Raw genomic sequence first — 20,311 nt, 5'->3', positions numbered from 1 at the left:
ATCAGGTTCGCAAGACATAACAACAGTTTATCTTTGTGCTTTGTTCCGTGTATCGAAATTAGATTCCATTTTTATTGACAGCTCGGCGCAGGCCGTGCAAGCAATCGCCACGAATGCCTTCGGGCGGTGGGGGAGCCGGGACGACTCAGCGTCGGCGTGGAATGAAATTCCTGCATAACTTTGGCGCAAACGCGCGGTCGAAACGGCAGCATTTACTGGGAGATCGCTACATGAAAAAACTCATGGCTGCGTCGCTGCTTGCACTGGCGGCGGCAATGACGCCCGCATATGCGGACGAGTTGGTAATCGGTTCGGAACTGCCGCTGACGGGCGCGCTGGCCCGTGTCGGCGCCGGGATGAACGAGGGGATTCAGGTCGCCGCAGACATCTTCAACCGCACGAACGGCAGCCACACGGTAAAGATCCTGACGGTGGACGATGAATCGCAGCCGGCAAAGGCCGTTGCCGCGATCGAAAAGCTGGATGCTCAGGGTGCGATCGCCTTTACCGGCGGTTATGGCTCGAACATCATTGGCCCGGCATCGGACGTGGCTGAGCGGCTGAACAAGGTCTATATAACCTCGGGTGGCGTGGCCGCCGAATTGCCCAAGCGCGGGCTGCAGAATTTTTTCCGCATCAACAGTTCGGCTGGTTATGCGAAGGCGCTTCACCACTATTTCAGCGAACAGGGCATCGAGTCGGTTTCCATCATCTATTCGACCAAGGAGGCGACCGAAGAGGTCGCGAAGGAGCTTGAAAAAGCTTGGGTTGAAGAGGGGAAGACCGTTGGGATGCATCCCTTTGATCCGGCCGTGACCGACTTCAAGCCCATCGTCAACAAGATCAAGCTGCGCGACCGTCCCGAGGCCATCGCGATGATCGGCTATGAAAACGATTATGTCGGCATCCTGCGCGCGGCAAAGGTGCTGAAGCCCGATGTCAAAGCCGTCTCTGGCGTCTGGTCGCTTGCCACGCCCAAGATGTGGAGCGATTTCCCCGACCTGATGCAAGGTGTTTACGGGACCTCGACCCTTTCCTTCCCGGCCGAATTCAACACCCCCGAGGAAAAGGAATTCGCCGACACCTATAAGCGGCTGTTCGACAAGGAACCCGACTATCTGGGTATCTTCGGCTATGTGCAGTCGATGCTGCTGTTCGAGGCTGCCGCAAAGGCCGCCGATGCGGGAACCATTGGGCAGGGCGGCATCGCCGATGAACTGCGCAAGGCCCGGACCGACACGCTGATTGGCCCAGTGGAATTCGACGCAACCGGCGAAAACGTCAACTTCACCCACCGCATGGGTCAGCATCAGGACGGAAAAGTCGTTCTTGTCTGGCCGTCGGATGCGGCAACCGGCCAGCCTGTATTCCCCAGCGTTCCGTGGTGATTTCCTTCCGTCTTTGCCGGGCGGCGCCACGCGCCGCCCACCCATAATCAGGATCGTAAGGTAGGACGGAATGTTCGATCTTCTGGCTCAGTCTGTTTTTTCAGGGGTGTTGGCGGGTGCGTATTACGCGCTTATCGCCCTTGGCCTCGCGCTGGTCTTTGGCACCATGCGCGTCATTAACCTTGCCCATGGCGAGTTGGTGCTGCTGGCAGGTTACATTGCCTATACGGCGGAAAGCCGCTTTGGCCTCGACCCGGTCACGGCGCTGCCTTTCGCCATCGTGATCGTCGGCATCACCAGCGTGCTGATCTATCTGCTGCTGACACGGGTCAAGACGGACCGCGAGATCAACTCGCTGATCCTGACCTTTGGCATCGGCATCATTCTGACGAATGCGATCCTGATGACATGGTCGGCCGACATCCGGTCGACCGGGACGGCATGGTATCTGGATGCGATGACCGTGGGCGATACGCTGTTTGCGATGAACTCCGAAATTCTGTTCGCCATTGTCGGGTTGTGCCTGGTCGGCGGGGTTTGGTGGTGGCTTTCCAAAACCTGGTATGGGCGGGCGCTGCGTGCCGTTTCGTCCGACCGTGATGCGGCAAAGCTGATGGGGATCAACCCGCGCTCTACCGAGCTGCTCTCGTTCGCGGTGGCAGGGCTATTGGCCTCGGTCGCCGGGATTGCACTGTTTACCGGCAAGGTCATCCAGCCTGCGCTGGGACATGCGCTGACCATCAAGGCTTTCATCATCACGGTGCTTGCCGGCATGGGCTCGGTGCCGGGTGTCCTGGTGGGCGCGGTCCTGATCGGCGTGGCCGAGGCGCTGACCGCGACGCTTTGGTCCTCGGCCTTGCAGGAACTGGTCGGGATGGTGCTGTTCCTTGTCGTGCTGCTGGTGATGCCCTCTGGTCTCTTCGGTCGTGTCAGGAGGCGCGGATGATGACCCGCTATATTCTTCCGGTTTTGATTGCCGCGGCCTATGTGCTGGTGCCGCTGCTGCTTGGAAACAACAATTACGTCATCGGGCTGATCGTCTCGGCGCTGACCATTGCCGGGGTGGCGCTTGCCTGGGCCATGCTGGGTAATCTGGGCGGGCTGGTCAGCTTTGGTCACGCGGCGTTTTTCGGCGTCGGGGCCTATACGTCGGCGCTGTTGGCCAGTTCGGCGGGCTGGAACGTCTTTGCCGGCCTGCTGGCGGGGGGCGTGATGGCGGCGCTGTTTTCGTTGCTGACGCTGCCGGCGCTGCGCTTGCGCGGGCCCTATTTCGCGCTGGCGATCCTGGCATTTTCGGAAATCCTGCGCATTCTGGCGACCGAGCTTAGCTGGCTGACCAATGGCGCTGCGGGCATCCTGTCGATCCCGCGCCTGCCGGCGATCGGCGGCTTTGACTTCGGCAGCAAGATCGGCGGCTATTATGTGGTGCTGACGCTCGTGCTGATGACGGTGTTGGCCTACGCGCTGATCCGGCGCAGCCCCGAGGGTCTGGCGCTGCGCGCCATGCATGAAAGCGAGGACGCCACCCGGGTCGTGGGAGTCAATGCCACGCTGCTCAAGGCGATGATGCTGGTCGTCTCGGCGTTTTTCACCGGGCTCATGGGCGCCTTCAACGCGCATTACATCAACTTCCTTGAGCCCGACTACGCATTTGCCGGGTCGTGGACGACGCTTGCCATCGTTGCGGCCATCTTTGGCGGCTACAGGACACTTTGGGGTCCGGTCGCCGGCGCGCTGATCGTCTATCTGGCCGACCAGCTTGTGTTCAAAGCGTATATGCCGGCGGGGCATCAGTTGATCCTTGGCGCGGCTTTGGCGGCAATCGTCATCTTCTCGCCGCGGGGTCTGTTGCCGTGGCTGGGACGGATCTTCGCGAAGGAGGACCGCAATGCTGAAGCTTGATCGTATCACGGTGGCATTCGGCGGGCTTGTGGCGGTCTCGGATGTCTCGTTCGAACTGGCCGAGCACGAGGTCATGGGCCTTGTCGGGCCGAACGGCGCCGGCAAGACGACATTGTTCAACGCGATCTCGGGTCTTGTGCGCCCGACGACGGGCAAGGTTCGCTTTTTTGATCACGACCTGACCAATCTGCCGGTCCACCAACGCGCCCGCATCGGCATCGGCCGGGCGTTTCAGGTGCCCCAACCGATGCACGAGCTGACCGTCCGCGAGAACCTGCTGGTCGCGCAGCGTTTTGGCACCGGCCGGATCGACCCGCATCGTATCGACGAGATCCTTGATATCACCGGCCTTGGCCACAAGGCGCAGATGGATGCAGCAACCTCGCTTGCGCTGACCGAGCAAAAGGCACTCGAAGTCGGCAAGGCATTGGCGACCGAGCCGAAACTGCTGTTGCTGGACGAGGTGCTTGCCGGGATCGAAACAGCGGGCAAACGTGCCTTCATGCGTACCCTCGATGATGCCCGTCGACGCTTTGGTGTCGCGCTGCTGATGGTCGAGCATGACATCGAAACGATCTCGAACACCTGTCCGCGCGTCATCGTGCTGAACTTCGGCAAAGCCATCGCCGACGGCAGCCCCGACGAGGTTTTCCGCAATCCCGAAGTGATCAGGAGCTATACCGGTGGCGAAGCTCATTGAAGTCGAGGCCCTGCGCGCGGGTTATGGCGCGATCAACGTCCTTTGGGATATTTCGTTAAGCGCCGAAGAGGGAAAGCTGACCTGCATTCTGGGGCCGAACGGCGGCGGCAAAACCACGCTGATGCGCGCGATCATGGGCTTGATCCCGGTGCGCAGCGGAAAGATCCGCTTCAACGGCCACGAGGTTGCAAATCTTCCCACCTGGGACATGGTCGCCGATGGCGTCACCATGATCCCCGAGGGGCGGATGATCTTTCGCGACATGACGGTCGAGGACAACCTGCTGATCGGCGGGTTCGTCCGGCGTGCCCGGCCGCGCGCGCGCAAGAACCTGGAGATCGCCTATGATATGTTTCCCCGCCTGAAAGAGCGGCGGCACCAGCTTGCCAGCTCGCTTTCGGGGGGTGAGATGCAGATGCTCGCCATGGGCCGCGGACTGATGGAAGAGCCCAAGCTGATTCTGGTCGATGAACCCTCGCTTGGTCTTGCGCCGGTGGTGGTCGATGAGGTCATGACGATCCTGGACCGGCTGCGCCAACAGGGGCGCACGATCATTCTGGTCGAGCAGAATACGAACAAGGCGCTGGAGGTCGCGGATCACGTCTATCTGGTGCGTGGCGGCAAGGTGGTGCTGTCCGAGCCTGCGGCCAATGTCGATCTGGATCGGCTGCACGATCTGTATTTCGCCAGAGACATCGTGAATGAGCCGGACCCCCTCTGACGATCCGCAGATCCGTCGCGAGAACGAAGAGCCCAGCGGATACAGGGAACTGCTGGGCTATCGGCTAAGCGAATGGCGCGAAGGATATGCGGCGATAGAACTGGACGTGATGGCCTGCCACCTTAATCGCGCGGGTGTCCTGCACGGCGGCGCCTTGGCCTCGTTGATCGACAACGCGTGCGGCTATGCGGCGACATGGGCGCCGGTGGATGCGGCCTCCCGGCAATGTGTAACCTTGTCGCTGACTGTTTCCTTTGCCGGGCAGGTCAGCGCAAATCGCATCCGCGCCGTGGGGCGCGTCAAGGGGGGCGGGCGCAAGATCATATTCTGTGCCGCCGAGGTGCATGACGAGACCGGGAACCTGATCGGGCTTGGCGAGGGCACCTTTCGCTATCGAACCGGATCTGAACGCACCATGCCCTGACATCCCGGCGCGCGGTGCTGAATTCCGCGCGCCTGCACTGCTGACCTCGGAGTAATGCCATGAAGGCCCTCGACGACATTTTTGTTCTTGATCTCAGCCGCATTCTGGCCGGCCCATGGGCCACGCAGATCCTGGGGGATCTTGGCGCCGATGTGGTCAAGGTCGAGCGGCCGGGGCGCGGCGACGATACGCGGGGCTGGGGGCCTCCGTTCCTGACCGACCCGGAAACCGGCGCGCCCGGGGACGCAAGCTATTATCTTTGCGCCAACCGTAACAAACGCTCGATCGCGTTGGATATCTCGACCCCCGAGGGGCAAGAGACGATCCGCGCGCTGGCTGCCAAGGCGGACGTGCTGGTTGAAAACTACAAGGTCGGCGGGCTTAAGAAATACGGGCTGGATTATGAAAGCCTGTCCAAGGTGAACCCCGGTCTGGTCTATTGCTCGATCACCGGTTTTGGACAAGAAGGACCGCTGGCCGGAAAGGCGGGCTATGATTTCATGATCCAGGCCATGGGCGGGATGATGAGCATCAACGGCGAATGCGACGGTTTGCCGGGGGCCGGGCCGCAAAAGGTGGGGATCGCGATGGCCGATCTTTCGACCGGCCTTTACGCGACCATCGCCATTCTTGCCGCGTTGCACCAGCGGCAGCGCAGCGGCAAGGGGCAGTATATCGACATGGCGCTGCTGGATACTCAGGTGGCCATGCTGTCCAACCACGCGACCTCTTACTTCATCTCGGGCAAGGTGCCGACGCGGCTTGGCAACGGGCATGCGACCATCGTGCCGTACCAAAGCTTTCCGACTGAGGATGGCTATCTGGTCATCGCGGTGGGCAATGACGGACAGTTTGCCCGTCTTGCGGCCGAACTGGGCCATCCCGAATGGGGCAGCGATGCACGCTATTCGACCAATGCGGCCCGGGTCGGCCATCGTCAGGAACTGATCCCGATGATCGAGGCTGAAACGCGCAAACGCAAATCGGCGGAACTGCAAGCCGCGCTGGAGTCCTGCGTCGTGCCTTGCGGCCAGATCAATACGGTGGATCAGGTCTTCGAAGAGCCGCAGGTCAAGCTGCGTGGCTTGCGCCAGACGGTGGCGCATCCGCATGCGGGCGAGTTGTCGATCGGCGCCAGTCCCTTGCGGCTGTCGGATTCCCCCATCACCTATGATCGGCCGCCGCCGCTGGTCGGCCAGCACACCGAAGAGGTGTTGGCCGAGAAACTGGGCCGCTGATCGGGGGTTGCCGACGGCAACCTGTCCGGCACGGCGCGACCCCACCCCGGCCGGGGTGCGCGCCGTTTCCAGCCCCCCGGGACGGCAGTCAGCGGGTGATCAGGTTGATCTCTTTCACCAGATCGACCAGCTTCGGCCCAACCTCGTTGCGGATGCGGTCTTCGCTCATGATTTGTGTCGGCGCGCCGCAGTTGAAAGCCAGGATCGGACCGCCGCCGCCCGGCACATAGGGCACGGCAATGGCATTCACATCCGGTTTCCAATCCCGCAGCGACAGGCAGTAGCCGTGTTTGTGATAGCACTCGATCGACTCTTCGATGCCACGGCGCAGTTCCGGCCAGCTTTCCCCTTCATGCACGGCCAGCGCGGCGAAGATTTCTTCGCGCTGCTTGTCCTGCAGGGCCGCGATATAGGCCCGCCCAAGCGCCGATGTCGCGAGCTTGAGGTGGACGCCCACGTCGATGGCAAGAATTACCGCGTTGCTGCCTTTCGCGCATTCCAGATAGACCATGGACAGCCGGTCGCGCCCGCCGATGGCGACAGGCGCGCCGACTTCGTTCGCCAGCGCCTCGATCTTGGGCTTGGCAAGGGTCAGCACGCTCATTCCCGACAGGCAGGAAAAGCCAAGCGACAGCACCGGGGGCGCCAGACTGTAACGCGAGGTAAGGGGATCATAGGCCAGATAGCCCGTCTTGTGCAGCGTATAGGTCAGCCGCGAGACGGTTGATTTGCTTAATCCGGTCCTTTCGGAAAAATCCTTGTTCCCCAGCGAAGTTTCACCTCGGCGGAACGAGCTGAGAATATCCAGCCCCCGCGCCAGGGCGTTGACGAAGGAACTGTTGGGCCCTTCTTCGCTATCCAAGGATTTGCGCGAACGCATATATCGCTCTCCGGAATAATGACTCGGACAACTGATAGCACCCGCAGTGGATCGGCGCCATCTTGGGTTGTGATGGATGAATCGTGGATCGCGCAGATCACCATTGCCGCGATAACGGCACCCGCTGGCTTGTCAACTCGGCGGCTGCGCATTGCCACCATCGACGCAGAAGGATTGAACGAATATTGAACCTTAAGTATTTATGTTGTCGACATCGCATTCAGGACCGCAGGAGTCGTGCACATGGCCGAAACAGAGACCTTTCCCGAGCGCAAACGCGGGTCAGGCGTCAAGCGGGTGTATGACCTGCTGCGCGATGAAATCCTTGATCTGGTCCTGCCGCCGGGAAGTCCGATTGATGAGGTCCAACTGGCCGACCGCTTTGGCATGTCCCGCACACCTATTCGCGAAGCATTGGTCAGATTGGCGGGCGAGGGGCTGGTCGAGACCCTGCCGAACCGCTCGACCATGGTTGCCAATATCGACTTTCTCAACCTGCATACCTTCTTTGATGCGCTGACGCTGATGTATCGCGTGACCACCCGGCTGGCCGCGACCTATCACCAGCCTGCCGATTTGCAGGTCATCCGCGATCATCAGGCCCGGTTTGCTGCGGCGGTCGAGGCGCAGGATGCGCTGGCGATGATTTCGTCCAACCGCGATCTGCATGCGGCCATCGCCGAGGCAGGCCGCAATCCCTATTACCTCAGCCTGTTCCTGCGGGTTCTGGACGAAGGCCGCCGGCTGCTGCGCCTGTATTACCAGTCGTTCAACGACCGCCTGCCGCGTGAATATGTAGATGAGCACGAGGCGATCATTGCCGCCATCGCGGCGCGGGATGTCGAGTTGTGCGACCGGCTGGCCAAAGCCCATGCCGATCAGATCGTCCGGCAGATCCAGCAGTTCCTGGCGCGGGATGAGCGGCAGTCCCTGCCTTTGTGACGGGGGCTGTCTAATTCTTGTCGACAAATAAAATGCAAACATTAAAATGGCGGTTGAAAGAATCAGCCCTTTGACTTGCCGAGACAAGGAACCGTCACGATGAACACCCAGATCTTCACCGGGGTTATTCCTGCCCTGATGACCCCCTGCACCGCCGACCGTTTGCCCGATTACGACGCCCTGGTGCGCAAGGCGCAGGAACTGATCGCGGCGGGAATGTCGGCGGTCGTCTATTGCGGTTCGATGGGCGACTGGCCGTTGCTGACCGACGAGCAGCGCATGGCGGGCGTCGAGCGGCTGGTGCAGGCAGGCATCCCGGTGATCGTGGGCACAGGTGCCGTGAACTCGGCGATGGCGGTGGCCCATGCAAAGCACGCGCAAAAGGTTGGCGCGGCGGGGCTGATGGTAATCCCGCGCGTGCTGTCGCGCGGGGCCTCGGCTACGGCGCAGCGCCACCACTTCAAGGCAATCCTTGCTGCCGCGCCGGATCTGCCCGCAGTGATCTATAACAGCCCCCACTACGGGTTCGAAACCAAGGCCGACCTGTTCTTTGCCCTGCGTGCCGAGCATCCGAACCTTGTCGGCTTCAAGGAATTCGGCGGTGCCGCCGCCATGACCTATGCCGCCGAACACATCACCAGCGCCGACAAGGACGTGATCCTGATGGCCGGTGTCGATACCGGGGTCTATCACGGCTATGTCAAATGCGGCGCGACCGGCACGATCACCGGCATCGGTAACGTCCTGCCGCGGGAAATCCTGCATTTTGTCGCGCTTTCGAAGGCTGCGGCGCAGGGTGATCTGGACGCCCGTCTTCGTGCCTGCGAACTGGGCGAGGCGCTTGAGGTGCTGTCGTCCTGGGACGAGGAAACCGATCTGGTCCTGTATTACAAGCACATGATGACGCTGCAGGGCGACACCCAATATCAGCTGCACTTCAATGAAACGGACGAGCTGTCGCCAAGCCAGCGGGGCTGGGCCGAAACACAGTACCACCAGTTCAAGACCTGGTATGCGGAATGGAGCAAGCTGCCGGGGGCGGTGCAGAAATACAAGGCCTGAGGCGGCCGCGGCAAAGGCCCTTCCGAACCGGAAGGGCCTTTTTGATTCAGGCGACGGCGTTGAGCCCAAGCGATTCAAATCGTTCAAGCTGCGCGATTTCGCTGTCCGACAGAGTGATCCCTTCGGCCTCTGCCTTGGCGCGGGCGGCAAATCGGCGTTGCGAAGGCAGGCGCGCGCCTTGGCCCTGAATGGCCTCGAACAACAGTTCCGCCCGGGCGAAGGGATCGCCTTCGCGGCCGGCGGTGAATTTTTCCGGCGACAGTGCCAGAATCAGTTCGCCATGAAACGGTGCAAGCGTGGTGCTGCCCAGAAAATCCAGAACCTCGGGACTGGTCAGGTCGCCGATCATGACGCCGGCCAGCAGTTCGATCATGGTGCCGATAGCGGACCCCTTGTGCCCGCCGAACGGCAGCATCGCCCCTGCCAGCGCGGCCTCGGGGTCGGTGGTCGGCTGGCCCTCGGCGTCGATGGCCCAGCCTTTCGGCAAAGGCTTGCCCGCACGGCGATGCAGTTCGATCTCGCCCCGCGCAGCGACCGATGTGGCGAAATCGAACACATAGGGCGCGCGGCCCGTGCGCGGCCAGCCGAAAGCAAAGGGGTTGGTCCCTAGCAGCGGCCGCTTGCCGCCGGCAGGCGCGACCGTTGCATAGCTGGGGCACATGACCATGGTGGCAAGCCCGTGATCGGTGACGGCCTCGACCTCGGGCCACAGTGCTGCGAAATGGGTGCAGTCGTTCACGACCAAAGCCGCAAGTCCCAAGCGTTTCGCGCGTGCGGCCAGAACGGGAAGCCCAAGCTCGAATGCTGGGTTGGAGAACCCGCCACGGGCGTTGACCCGGACGATGGCACTGTCGCTGCCCCCGTCAAGCTCTGGCTCTGCCGTGCCCAGCACCTTGCCAGCCTTGAGCGTGCGCAAGACGCCTTCGATGCGATACACACCATGGGATTTGCAGCCGTCCCGTTCCCCTGCCGTGATGACCCGCGACAGCGCGGCGGCCTGAATCGCGTTCATTCCGGCGTGGCGGAAAATTCCTTCGACGCGGTCCCGCAAGGCGTCGACAGTCAGTGTCTGCTCCATATTTTCCTCTTTCGCACGATGGGCCATCCATGATTGACAGTCTGCATACATGAAATATACAAAAACTCAAAGACCGCTGGCGCTTATATTGTGCTGGCATGTCCCCCGGGTTTTGAAAAGGAAGGATCGGCGATGGATTACGAATTCCACGGCAAGCATCTGGTAGCCGGCGAATGGATCGCCACCGACCAACGCTTTGACAATGAACCGGCGCATGGCCCGGTTCGCAGCTTCAGCGTGGGCACGGTCGAGTTGGTGGACCGCGCCTGCGAGGCTGCGGAAGAGGCGTTCTGGGACTACGGTTATTCCTCGCGCGAGGATCGCGCCCGTTTTCTTGAAAACATCGCTGACAAAATCGAGGCGCGCGCCCAGGCGATCACGCAGATCGGCACGCAGGAAACAGGCCTGCCCGAGGCGCGGCTGAACGGCGAACGTGGCCGCACCACCGGCCAGTTGCGGCTGTTCGCGGAACACATCCGCAAGGGCGACTATCTCGACCGTCGGCACGATCCCGCGCTGCCTGATCGCCAGCCTCTGCCGCGCCCTGATATCCGCTTGCTGGAACGTCCCATCGGCCCGGTGGCGGTTTTCGGCGCCTCGAACTTCCCGCTGGCCTTTTCGACTGCGGGTGGCGACACGGCGGCCGCACTGGCTGCTGGCTGCCCGGTCGTGGTCAAGGGCCACAGCGCCCATCCCGGGACCAGCGAGATCGTGGCCGAGGCGATCCATGCGGCGATCAGGGCCTGCAATCTTCATCCCGGTGTCTTCAGTCTGATTCAGGGGGGCCGGCGCGACGTTGGTACCGCGTTGGTTCAGCACCCCGTCATCAAGGCCGTGGGCTTTACCGGCAGTCTTGCCGGGGGGCGGGCGCTGTTCGACCTCTGCGCCAGCCGGCCCGAGCCGATCCCGTTTTTCGGCGAGCTTGGCTCGGTCAACCCGATGTTCCTGCTGCCTGCGGCAATGGCGGCGCGTGCCGAACAGATCGGCACCGGCTGGGCCGGTTCGCTGACCATGGGTGCAGGCCAGTTCTGCACCAATCCCGGCATCGCGGTTGTGCAGGACGGCCCGGAGGCGGATCGTTTCACCGCCGCCGCCAGATCCGCACTGGAGCAGGCCGCCCCGCAAACCATGCTGACTGCGGGCATCGCGCGCGCCTATCACGAAGGCAAGGATCGCTTCGACGGCCGCAACGCGGTGAAGCCGGTGTTGACCACCGACAGTGATGGCAGGCAGGCCAGCCCGAACCTTTATGAAACCACGGCGGACGCCTATCTTCAGGATCACATGCTGGGCGAAGAGGTTTTCGGCCCGCTGGGCCTGATCGTCCGCGTGCGCGATGCGGAAGAGATGCTGCGCCTTGCCCGCGGCTTCGACGGCCAGTTGACCGCCACGATCCATATGGATGATGCCGATCTGGCGGCCGCGCAGCGGCTGCTGCCGGTGCTGGAGCGCAAGGCTGGCCGGGTTCTGGTCAACGGGTTCCCCACCGGGGTCGAGGTCTGCGACACTATGGTCCATGGCGGCCCTTACCCCGCCAGCACTAATTTCGGTGCCACCAGCGTCGGCACCCTGTCCATCCGCCGTTTCCTGCGGCCGGTCAGCTATCAGAACTTCCCCGAGGGCCTGTTGCCGGAAGATCTCCGCTAAGAAACTCCATCGAGGTCCGCTGTGCACGCGTGCCTCGTCCACTTTTTGTATATTTATTGTATTTTTGGTTTGATTTGGAAAAAAACCTCCGGCTATTGTCTATTATGGAATCGGCCGGGACAGGCCGATACGGACTGACAGGAGAAGGTTCATGACGAAATCCCCCATTATAGTAAGCCTGCTGGCGGCTGCTGTTGCGTTTGCAACCCCGTCTTACGCCGACAAGCTTGATGACATCATCGCCTCGGGCACCCTGCGCTGTGCGGTCGTCCTGGACTTTCCCCCCATGGGAATGCGCGACGAAAGCAATAATCCCGTCGGCTTCGACGTCGACTATTGCAACGATCTGGCCGCGGCATTGGGCGTGAAGGCCGAGATCGTCGAAACCCCGTTCCCGGAACGGATCCCGGCGCTGATGTCGGGCCGCGTGGACGTGGGGGTCGCCTCGACCTCGGACACGCTGGAGCGTGCCAAGACCGTGGGCATGTCCATACCCTATTACGCCTTCGAGAATGCTGTGGTCGCCAACAACAAGGTCGAGATGGCGAGCTGGGAGGACATGAAAGGCAAGACCGTCGGCGCCACCGCCGGCACCTATGAGGCGATCTGGCTGGAGAAGCAGGTTACCGAATGGGGCGAGGGCACCTTCCGCCCCTATCAGACCCAAGCGGACGTGTTCCTGGCGCTGAGCCAGGGTCAACTGGACGCAACGGTTTCGACCGTCGAGGTTGCGAACGCCAACGTGAATTCCGGCAACTTCCCCGGCATCAGGGTTGTCGACAAGGCGCCGATGGTCCCCGACTATGTGGCCCTGTTCACCCTGCGCGAGGAATACGGGCTGCTCAACTATCTGAACCTGTTCGTGAACCAGCAGGTGCGCACCGGCCGCTATGCCGAACTTTATGCCAAATGGGTTGGTGAGGGCGAACCGGCCAACCTGACGATACCCGGCGTCTATCGCTAAATTCCGTCGCAAGGCGGCGCGACAACCGCGCCGCCTTGATGCTTTCCGACAGCAGCGGGACGGCCATGTTCAATTACACATTCCAATGGAAGCAGGCGATGGCCAGGCTTCCGCAGATGCTGGATGGCGCCATCGTCACCATGCAGATTGCGATCTTGTCGATGATCATCGGCATCCTTCTGGCGATCATGCTGACCATGTTTCGCCTGTCCGGCATCCGCGTGCTGTCCGCCATAGCGAAAACCTGGGTCGAGATTGCGCGCAACACTCCAGCGCTGTTCCAGATCTATATGGCGCATTTCGGGCTGGGCAGCTTTGGCCTGCATCTAAGCCCATATCTGTCGCTGCTGATCGGCATCACCTTCAACAACGCGGGCTACCTGACCGAGAATTTCCGCGGTGCCCTGAAAGCGATCCCCGACACCCAGACCCGCGCGGCGCGTTCGCTGGGGCTGGGGCAGGCGGGGGCGTTCCGATATGTCGTTCTGCCGCAGATGCTGCGCATATCGTTCCTGCCGATGACGAACCAGATGGTCTGGGCGGTCCTGATGACCTCGCTGGGTGTCACCGTCGGGATGAGCACCGATCTTTACGGCGTCACCCAGGCCCTGAACGCGCTGACATTCCGCACGTTCGAGCTGTTCGCGCTGGCCGCGGTGATCTTTTACGTCATCACCAAGGTCATCACCCTTGGTGCACGGCTGATCGCCGCGCGACTGTTCAGGTATTGAGGGGGGCGTCCGATGTTTGATACCGCACTGACAGTCGCCGACCTGATTTTCCTGGCCAAGGGCGCTGGCATGACCATCGTGGTCACGCTGATCTCGGTAATCGCCGGCACCTTGCTTGGCATTGTCTTCGGCGTTCTGCGCTATCAGGTGGGCGCGCTCTGGGCAGCGCCGCTGACCTTTGTTCTGGATATTTTCCGCTCCATCCCGCTGTTGATCCAGCTTGTGCTGGCCAACGCCTTTTTGGGCACGATCCTGCGGCTGAATATCTCGGGCTTCACGGTCGCCTGCATCGTGCTGTCGATGTATACCGCTGCCTATTGCGCCGAGATCGTGCGCGGCGGGATCGACGCGGTGCCGGCCACCACCCGGCGCGCGGCACGGTCGCTGGGCCTGAGTTGGTGGCAGGACATGCGCGAGATCGTCCTGCCGCTGGCCACGCGTGTCGCGCTGCCGTCGTGGATCGGGTTGGCGCTGGGCGTGATGAAGGATTCCGCGCTGGTCTATGTCGTGCAGGTGACCGAGCTTCTGAAATCCACCCAGATCCTGATCACGCGTCTGCAGGAGCCGCTGTTCCTGCTGCTGATCTGCGGCACATTCTATTTTGTCATCTCGTTCCCGCTGGCCCGTTTCGGCGGTTACCTTGAAAAACGGTGGTCCAATGATTGAGATTGAAAACGTCCGCAAATCCTTTGGACAACTCGAGGTGCTGAAGGGCATCGATCTGACCGTCAGCGATGGCGAGGTGGTTACCATTATCGGCGGGTCCGGCTCGGGTAAGTCCACGCTGCTGACCTGCATCAACGGGTTGGAGCCGATAGATTCCGGCCGCATCCTGATCGACGGGACCGAAGTTCACGCGAAATCCACCAACCTGAACAAGTTGCGTCGCAAGGTCGGCATCGTATTCCAGCAATGGAACGCATTTCCGCATTTGACCGTGCTGGACAATGTCACCCTTGCGCCGCGCAAGGTTCTGGGAATGTCGCGGGCACAGGCGGAAGAGATCGGCGTGCGGCAACTGACCCACGTCGGCCTTGGCGACAAGCTGAAGACCTATCCCGGCAGGTTGTCGGGCGGTCAGCAGCAGCGCATGGCCATTGCCCGCGCCTTGGCCATGTCGCCCGAATACATGCTGTTCGACGAGGTGACCTCGGCGCTGGACCCGCAACTGGTGGGCGAGGTGCTGGATACGCTGAAGATGCTGGCGCAAGAGGGTATGACCATGATCTGCGTCACGCATGAGATGGCATTTGCACGCGATGTGTCCAATCGCGTTGCATTCTTCCATCAGGGCGTCATGGCCGAGATCGGCCCGCCCCAACAGATCTTCGGCGACCCGCAGAACCCGGAAACCCGCAAGTTCCTGTCGAGCACCCGGCAATGACCGACAAGGTTGTTGTGGTCGGCGCGGGCGTCGTCGGGCTGAGCATCGCTTTGGTCGCGCAGGCGCGTGGCATTGCGGTGCAGGTGATCGACCGTGAGGGACCGGCGGCGGGTGCCTCGGCCGGCAATGCAGGGGCCTTTGCCTTTACGGATATTCTGCCGCTGGCCTCGCCCCGCATCATGCGGCAGGCGCCGAAATGGCTGCTGGACCCGCTTGGCCCGTTGTCGGTGCCTCCGGCCTATGCTTTGCGCATCGCACCCTGGATGTTGCGTTTTTGGCGGGCCTGCGCGCCTGCGCGGGTCCGTGCCTCGACCACCGCGCAGACCGCCTTGATGGATTTGTCCAAGGCCGAGCTTGAGCCCTTTCTTGCCGCGACCGGAACCCTGCCGATGCTGCGCAAGGAAGGGAACCTTCAGGTCTATGAATCGCAGGCAGAGTTTAACGCGTCGCTGCCGGGGTGGCAGGCGCGCGAAGATCACGGCATCGAGTTCCGGCACATGACCTTGGATGAGATGTCAGCCGTCCAGCCCGGCCTGTCGTCGCATTTCACCCACGGCACGTTTACGCCGGGATGGTACTCCATCGCCGATCCCCGCGATTATACGGTCGCACTGGCCGACCGGTTTCGGGCCAATGGCGGTGAGATCACCATCGCCGAGGCCACGGGTCTGGCCGATGACGGCGTGCTGACCACTGCCGGAAAGCTGCGCGGCCGGGTCGTGCTGGCGGCGGGGGCGTTTTCGCATCTGTTGGCGCGCACGCTGGGGGTCCGCATCCCGCTGGAAACCGAGCGCGGCTATAACACCACGCTGCCCGCCGATGCGTTCGATCTGCGTTGCCAGATCACCTTCGGGGGGCACGGTTTTGTGGTATCCAAGCTGACATCGGGCATCCGTGTCGGCGGGGCGGTAGAGCTTGGCGGCTTGAAGCTGCCGCCGAATTACAAGCGCGCCGAGGCGATGCTGAAAAAGGCCGCCGCCTTCCTTCCGGGGTTGAGAACCGGCGGAGGAGAGCAGTGGATGGGTTTCCGCCCTTCGCTGCCCGACAGCCTGCCTGCCATCGGACCCTTGCCCGGCCATCCCAATGTCCTGTGTGCCTTCGGGCACGGCCATCTGGGTCTGACCCAGTCGGTCGGGACGGCGCGGATCGTGGCCGACCTTTTGTCGGGCGCGGATCCCGGCATCGATTTGGCGCCCTTTTCTCCGGCGCGTTTCTGAGGCGAACATGACGCAATATATCTTTCCCTGCATCGACGGCCATACCTGCGGCAATCCCGTCCGTCTGGTTGCGGGCGGCGCCCCGCGGCTGGAGGGCGCTGACATGTTGGAAAAACGCGCACATTTCCTGCGCGAGTTCGACTGGATCCGCACCGGTCTGATGTTCGAGCCGCGCGGCCACGACATGATGTCGGGCTCGATCCTCTATCCGCCGACGCGGGCGGATTGCGATGTGGCGGTGCTGTATATCGAAACCTCGGGCTGCCTGCCGATGTGTGGTCACGGCACCATCGGCACGATCACCATGGGGATCGAAAATGGCCTGATCACCCCGCGTCAGCCGGGCAGGCTGTCCATCGAGACCCCGGCTGGCAAGGTCGATATCGAATACCGCCAGGAAGGCCGCTATGTCGAGGAGGTCCGGCTGACCAATGTGCCCGGCTTCCTGCATTCCGAAGGCCTGACCGCCGAGGTCGAGGGTCTGGGCGAGATCGTCGTGGACGTGGCCTATGGCGGCAATTTCTATGCCATCGTCGAGCCGCAAAAGAACTTCCGCGACATGGTCGATTTTACCGCAGGTGAACTGATCGGCTTCAGTCCCAAACTGCGGGCGGCGCTGAACGCGAAATATGAATTCGTCCACCCCGAGCATCCGGCGATCAACGGCCTTAGCCACATCCAGTGGACCGGCGCCCCGACGGTTCCGGGCGCGCATGCCCGCAACGCGGTCTTTTATGGCGACAAGGCCATCGACCGCAGCCCCTGCGGCACCGGCACCTCGGCGCGCATGGCGCAGCTTGCGGCCAAGGGCAAGCTGTCGGTGGGTGATGAGTTCTGGCACGAATCCATCATCGGCTCCATCTTCAAGGGTCGCGTCGAGGCCGCCACGACCGTTTCCGGGCGCGATGCGATCATTCCCTCGATCGCTGGATGGGCACGCCAGACGGGGCTGAACACGATCTATATCGACGCCGAACGCGATCCGTTCGCACATGGCTTCGTGGTAAAATGATGGACCCAACGTGGCGGACCTGAGCCCCGGTCCGCGTAATAGCGGCGGATTTCGATCCGTCGCCGTCTGCTGCCTGAACCAGCTTTGCTAAAGGACAAACCATGCGCTCGCGTCTTTCCATCAATGTCGTCGGCTGCCATGCCGAGGGTGAAATCGGCGATGTGATCGTGGGCGGTGTTCTTCCGCCTGCCGGCAAAACCATGATGGAGCGGATGATCACGATGGAACGTGATCACGATCATATCCGCCAGTTGCTGATCTGCGAGCCGCGCGGCTCGGTCGCGCGCCATGTGAATCTGATCGTTCCGGCGATCACGCCGGGATGCGCGGCCGGCGCGATCATCATGGAGCCGACCGAGTACCCGCCCATGTCCGGCTCGAACACCATCTGCGTGGCGACGGTTCTGCTGGAAACCGGCATGGTTCCCATGCAAGAGCCGGTCACGCGGTTCAAACTGGACATGCCCGGGGGCGTCATCGAGGTCGCTGCGGAATGCCGGGACGGCAAGTGCCGCTCGGTCACGTTCAGGAACGCCCCGGCTTTTGCCGCCCTCCTTGACGGCGCCTTGGAGGTCGAGGGTCATGGCACCATACCGCTGGACATCGCCTATGGCGGCATGTTCTTCGGGATTGTCGATGCAAAGGCGCTTGGCTTCGAGATCCGCCCGGATGAGGCGCGCGACCTTGCCGTTCTGGGGGAAAAGATCCGCAAGGCCGCGCGCGAGCAGTTCGAGGTGGCGCATCCTGAATTTCCCAACGTGCGCGGCGTCTCGATCGTGCAATTTGCGATGCCGTTTGCGGGCACTGGCAAGGTCACCCGCAATACCTGCATCGTTGCTCCGGGTCGCTCTGATCGGTCGCCGACCGGGACCGGCACTTCGGCGCGGATGGCGGTCTTGCAGGCCCGCGGATTGATGGGTGTCGGGGACGTGCTTATTCACGAATCCATTATCGGCTCGCAGTTCGTCGGCAAGATACTGGAGGTGAACGAGCAAAAGGGTGTTACCACGATAACCCCGCAGATTACCGGACGCGCGTGGATTACCGGGCAGCACAGCTACCTTCTTGATCCCGAGGACCCTTGGCAAAGTGGCTATATGCTGTCGGATACTTGGGGTGTCACGCCGACGCTGAAACAATAAAGACACCCAGGATCGGGGCCATTACCCGAACGGGCTGGAGGCGAAGTAAATGACCATGACCGCGCTTGGCATTCTGCCCGGCACTGCAGAAGGCCCGATCATTTCTTCGGACGAGGCCCTCAGCTTCTGGGGCGGGATCGACCCCGCCACCGGCGGGATCATCGACGTTCACCACCCCTTGCACGGGCGCGTGATTACCGGATGCGTGCTGATGATGCCCACGACGCGGGGGTCATGCACCGGATCGGGGGTTCTTCTTGACCTGATGCTGTCTGGGCGGGGTCCGGCGGCGCTGATCTTTTCTGAACCCGAAGATGTCGCGACCCTGGGTGCCCTGATCGCTGCCGAGATGTTCGGAAAGAACCTGCCGGTGCTGCGCTTGTCGGAGGATGCCTTTCAGGCTGTGGCGGCGCGGAAATCCTGCCGGATCACTGCGGGATTGATCGCTGCCGGGGACCTTACGATTGCGGTTCCTGCGCCTGCCGCAAGCTCTTTGGAGCTTACGAAACAGGATCGGGCGATTCTGGATGGTCGCGACGGCGTGGCCTGTGCGCAAGCCATGCGCATTATCTGTGCGATGGCCGCTCAGCAAGGCGCAGAACGGCTGGTTGATGTGACGCAGGCCCATATCGATGGCTGCATCTACGCCAGCCCGGCCAACCTGACCTTTGCCGAGCGGATGGCCGAGATGGGTGCCAAGGTAAAGATTCCCACGACCATGAACGCGATTTCGGTCGACCATGACAACTGGCGGCGGCAGGGGGTTCCGCCGGTTTTCGGCGGGCCGGCACAGCGGCTGGCGGATGCCTATGTCGCGATGGGATGCCGCCCGACCTTTACCTGTTCCCCCTATCTTCTAGACAGTGCACCCGGTCTGGGAGAGGCGGTGGCATGGGCGGAATCCAACGCAGTGATTTATGCCAACAGCGTGCTGGGCGCGCGCACGGCCAAGCACCCGGATTTCCTTGACCTGTGCATCGCGCTGACGGCCCGCGCGCCCTTGTCGGGGGTGTATCTGGACCAGCACCGCAAAGCGCGCCGCATCATTGAGGTGGAGCTGCCCGATACGGTCGATGACGCGTTTTGGCCGCTGGTGGGCTATCTGGCGGGAAAGTCGTCCCCGGATCGCGTTCCCTTGCTGCGCGGGCTGTCGGCGGCGCGGCCGGACCCGGATGCGCTCAAGGCGCTTTGCGCGGCCTTTGGCACCACCTCGGCCGCGCCGATGCTGCATGTCGAGGGCGTCACCCCCGAAGCGGATCAGATCGCCGAGGATGCCGACCACTGCCGGATCAGCCGCGCCGAGATGGAGGACGGCTGGAGAATGCTGAACGAAGGTCCCGAAGAGGTCGAACTGGTGGCGCTTGGCAGTCCTCATGCCTCGCTAAGCGAATGCCGCGAACTGGCGGATCGGCTGGAGGGGAGGCAGGTGGTCATTCCGACCATCCTGACCACCGGGCGTGGCACGATCGCGCAGGCCAGCGCCGAAGGAACGCTGGCCAAGCTGGAAGCAAGCGGGGTGACGGTTATTCCCGATCTTTGCTGGTGCTCGATTTCCGAACCCGTATTTCCGGTCCGGACGCGTTGCGTGATGACCAATTCCGGGAAGTATGCCCATTACGGACCGGGGCTTTCGGGCCGCGCGCTCAGGTTCGGCAGTCTTGCGCAATGCATTCAGGTGGCTCTTACCGGCACTGCGCCCAAGACGCTGCCGGAATGGCTGCGGTGAACGGGTAAACAGGACACGCTCTTCGGGAACCCAGCAGTTCCTCGTTGCCTCGATAGTTTTCGGGGCGGCGCGAATGCATGTCTGCGTGCCCTCTGACTTGTTGCTCAGGCTGATCCATGCACGCGGCATGATGTTTCCATGACACCGTTTGCG

The 20,311-nt window shown here is 62.2% G+C and carries 20 protein-coding genes; 18 read left to right on the top strand and 2 right to left on the bottom strand.

The window, feature by feature from the left end:
- The first annotated feature begins 230 nt into the window (after window positions 1–230).
- From JWJ88_RS18935 to JWJ88_RS18905, 7 genes are all read left to right on the top strand, one after another.
- Window positions 231–1,388 carry an ABC transporter substrate-binding protein gene (locus tag JWJ88_RS18935; RefSeq protein WP_205295982.1) on the top strand — a complete coding sequence of 386 codons (1,158 nt, stop codon included), beginning with the start codon at window positions 231–233 and terminating at the stop codon, window positions 1,386–1,388.
- 70 nt (window positions 1,389–1,458) lie between these two features.
- Entirely contained in the window at window positions 1,459–2,334 is an 876-nt protein-coding gene (locus tag JWJ88_RS18930; protein ID WP_205295981.1) for a branched-chain amino acid ABC transporter permease, read from the top strand.
- Window positions 2,331–3,290: a branched-chain amino acid ABC transporter permease gene (locus tag JWJ88_RS18925; RefSeq protein WP_205295980.1), complete on the top strand. Its 960-nt coding sequence runs from the start codon at window positions 2,331–2,333 to the stop codon at window positions 3,288–3,290. The genes JWJ88_RS18930 and JWJ88_RS18925 overlap by 4 nt, the downstream gene beginning before the upstream one ends.
- Window positions 3,277–3,990 carry an ABC transporter ATP-binding protein gene (locus JWJ88_RS18920; protein ID WP_205295979.1) on the top strand — a complete coding sequence of 238 codons (714 nt, stop codon included), beginning with the start codon at window positions 3,277–3,279 and terminating at the stop codon, window positions 3,988–3,990. The genes JWJ88_RS18925 and JWJ88_RS18920 overlap by 14 nt, the downstream gene beginning before the upstream one ends.
- Window positions 3,974–4,711, top strand: coding sequence for an ABC transporter ATP-binding protein (locus tag JWJ88_RS18915; protein WP_205295978.1), 738 nt, complete (start codon window positions 3,974–3,976; stop codon window positions 4,709–4,711). Before JWJ88_RS18920 ends, JWJ88_RS18915 begins: the two co-directional genes overlap by 17 nt.
- Window positions 4,692–5,135 carry a PaaI family thioesterase gene (locus tag JWJ88_RS18910; RefSeq protein WP_205295977.1) on the top strand — a complete coding sequence of 148 codons (444 nt, stop codon included), beginning with the start codon at window positions 4,692–4,694 and terminating at the stop codon, window positions 5,133–5,135. The genes JWJ88_RS18915 and JWJ88_RS18910 overlap by 20 nt, the downstream gene beginning before the upstream one ends.
- Window positions 5,136–5,194: 59 nt before the next feature.
- Window positions 5,195–6,373 carry a CaiB/BaiF CoA transferase family protein gene (locus tag JWJ88_RS18905; protein ID WP_205295976.1) on the top strand — a complete coding sequence of 393 codons (1,179 nt, stop codon included), beginning with the start codon at window positions 5,195–5,197 and terminating at the stop codon, window positions 6,371–6,373.
- Window positions 6,374–6,461: 88 nt separating this feature from the next.
- Here JWJ88_RS18905 and JWJ88_RS18900 read toward each other — a convergent pair whose 3' ends face one another.
- A complete protein-coding gene (locus tag JWJ88_RS18900) occupies window positions 6,462–7,253 on the bottom strand; it encodes an IclR family transcriptional regulator (RefSeq protein ID WP_205295975.1) in 792 nt (263 codons plus the stop codon).
- 243 nt (window positions 7,254–7,496) lie between these two features.
- Here JWJ88_RS18900 and JWJ88_RS18895 point away from each other — a divergent pair, with 243 nt between their 5' ends.
- Both JWJ88_RS18895 and JWJ88_RS18890 read left to right on the top strand, forming a co-directional pair.
- A complete protein-coding gene (locus tag JWJ88_RS18895; RefSeq protein WP_205295974.1) occupies window positions 7,497–8,195 on the top strand; it encodes a GntR family transcriptional regulator in 699 nt (232 codons plus the stop codon).
- Between the two features lie 99 nt (window positions 8,196–8,294).
- On the top strand, window positions 8,295–9,257 hold the full coding sequence (locus JWJ88_RS18890) for a dihydrodipicolinate synthase family protein (protein WP_205295973.1): 963 nt from the start codon (window positions 8,295–8,297) through the stop codon (window positions 9,255–9,257).
- 46 nt (window positions 9,258–9,303) lie between these two features.
- Here JWJ88_RS18890 and JWJ88_RS18885 read toward each other — a convergent pair whose 3' ends face one another.
- Entirely contained in the window at window positions 9,304–10,335 is a 1,032-nt protein-coding gene (locus JWJ88_RS18885; protein WP_205295972.1) for an Ldh family oxidoreductase, read from the bottom strand.
- A gap of 132 nt (window positions 10,336–10,467) precedes the next feature.
- Between JWJ88_RS18885 and JWJ88_RS18880 the strand changes: the two genes are divergently transcribed.
- From JWJ88_RS18880 to lhpI, 9 genes are all read left to right on the top strand, one after another.
- Window positions 10,468–11,982, top strand: a complete 1,515-nt coding sequence (locus JWJ88_RS18880) for an aldehyde dehydrogenase (NADP(+)) (RefSeq protein ID WP_205295971.1) — start codon at window positions 10,468–10,470, stop codon at window positions 11,980–11,982.
- A 151-nt stretch (window positions 11,983–12,133) separates the two neighbouring features.
- Complete coding sequence (locus JWJ88_RS18875) at window positions 12,134–12,946, top strand: ABC transporter substrate-binding protein (protein WP_205295970.1); 813 nt, start codon at window positions 12,134–12,136, stop codon at window positions 12,944–12,946.
- 65 nt (window positions 12,947–13,011) lie between these two features.
- The gene (locus JWJ88_RS18870; protein WP_205295969.1) at window positions 13,012–13,677 is read left to right on the top strand and encodes an amino acid ABC transporter permease; all 666 of its coding nucleotides are present in this window, start codon (window positions 13,012–13,014) and stop codon (window positions 13,675–13,677) included.
- Between the two features lie 12 nt (window positions 13,678–13,689).
- A complete protein-coding gene (locus JWJ88_RS18865; RefSeq protein WP_205295968.1) occupies window positions 13,690–14,343 on the top strand; it encodes an amino acid ABC transporter permease in 654 nt (217 codons plus the stop codon).
- On the top strand, window positions 14,336–15,061 hold the full coding sequence (locus JWJ88_RS18860; protein ID WP_205295967.1) for an amino acid ABC transporter ATP-binding protein: 726 nt from the start codon (window positions 14,336–14,338) through the stop codon (window positions 15,059–15,061). Before JWJ88_RS18865 ends, JWJ88_RS18860 begins: the two co-directional genes overlap by 8 nt.
- Window positions 15,058–16,278 carry an NAD(P)/FAD-dependent oxidoreductase gene (locus JWJ88_RS18855; RefSeq protein ID WP_205295966.1) on the top strand — a complete coding sequence of 407 codons (1,221 nt, stop codon included), beginning with the start codon at window positions 15,058–15,060 and terminating at the stop codon, window positions 16,276–16,278. The genes JWJ88_RS18860 and JWJ88_RS18855 overlap by 4 nt, the downstream gene beginning before the upstream one ends.
- Before the next feature lie 7 nt (window positions 16,279–16,285).
- On the top strand, window positions 16,286–17,290 hold the full coding sequence (locus JWJ88_RS18850; protein WP_205295965.1) for a 4-hydroxyproline epimerase: 1,005 nt from the start codon (window positions 16,286–16,288) through the stop codon (window positions 17,288–17,290).
- 101 nt (window positions 17,291–17,391) lie between these two features.
- Window positions 17,392–18,432 carry a proline racemase family protein gene (locus JWJ88_RS18845; RefSeq protein WP_205295964.1) on the top strand — a complete coding sequence of 347 codons (1,041 nt, stop codon included), beginning with the start codon at window positions 17,392–17,394 and terminating at the stop codon, window positions 18,430–18,432.
- 49 nt (window positions 18,433–18,481) lie between these two features.
- Window positions 18,482–20,158: a cis-3-hydroxy-L-proline dehydratase gene (lhpI, locus tag JWJ88_RS18840; protein ID WP_205295963.1), complete on the top strand. Its 1,677-nt coding sequence runs from the start codon at window positions 18,482–18,484 to the stop codon at window positions 20,156–20,158.
- The last annotated feature ends 153 nt before the right edge of the window (window positions 20,159–20,311 follow it).

The organism is Paracoccus methylovorus (genome assembly GCF_016919705.1).
In the GTDB taxonomy this organism is placed as follows: domain Bacteria; phylum Pseudomonadota; class Alphaproteobacteria; order Rhodobacterales; family Rhodobacteraceae; genus Paracoccus; species Paracoccus methylovorus.
Note: the sequence above shows the minus strand (reverse complement) of the source record. Positions and strands in the feature narration are given on the sequence as shown.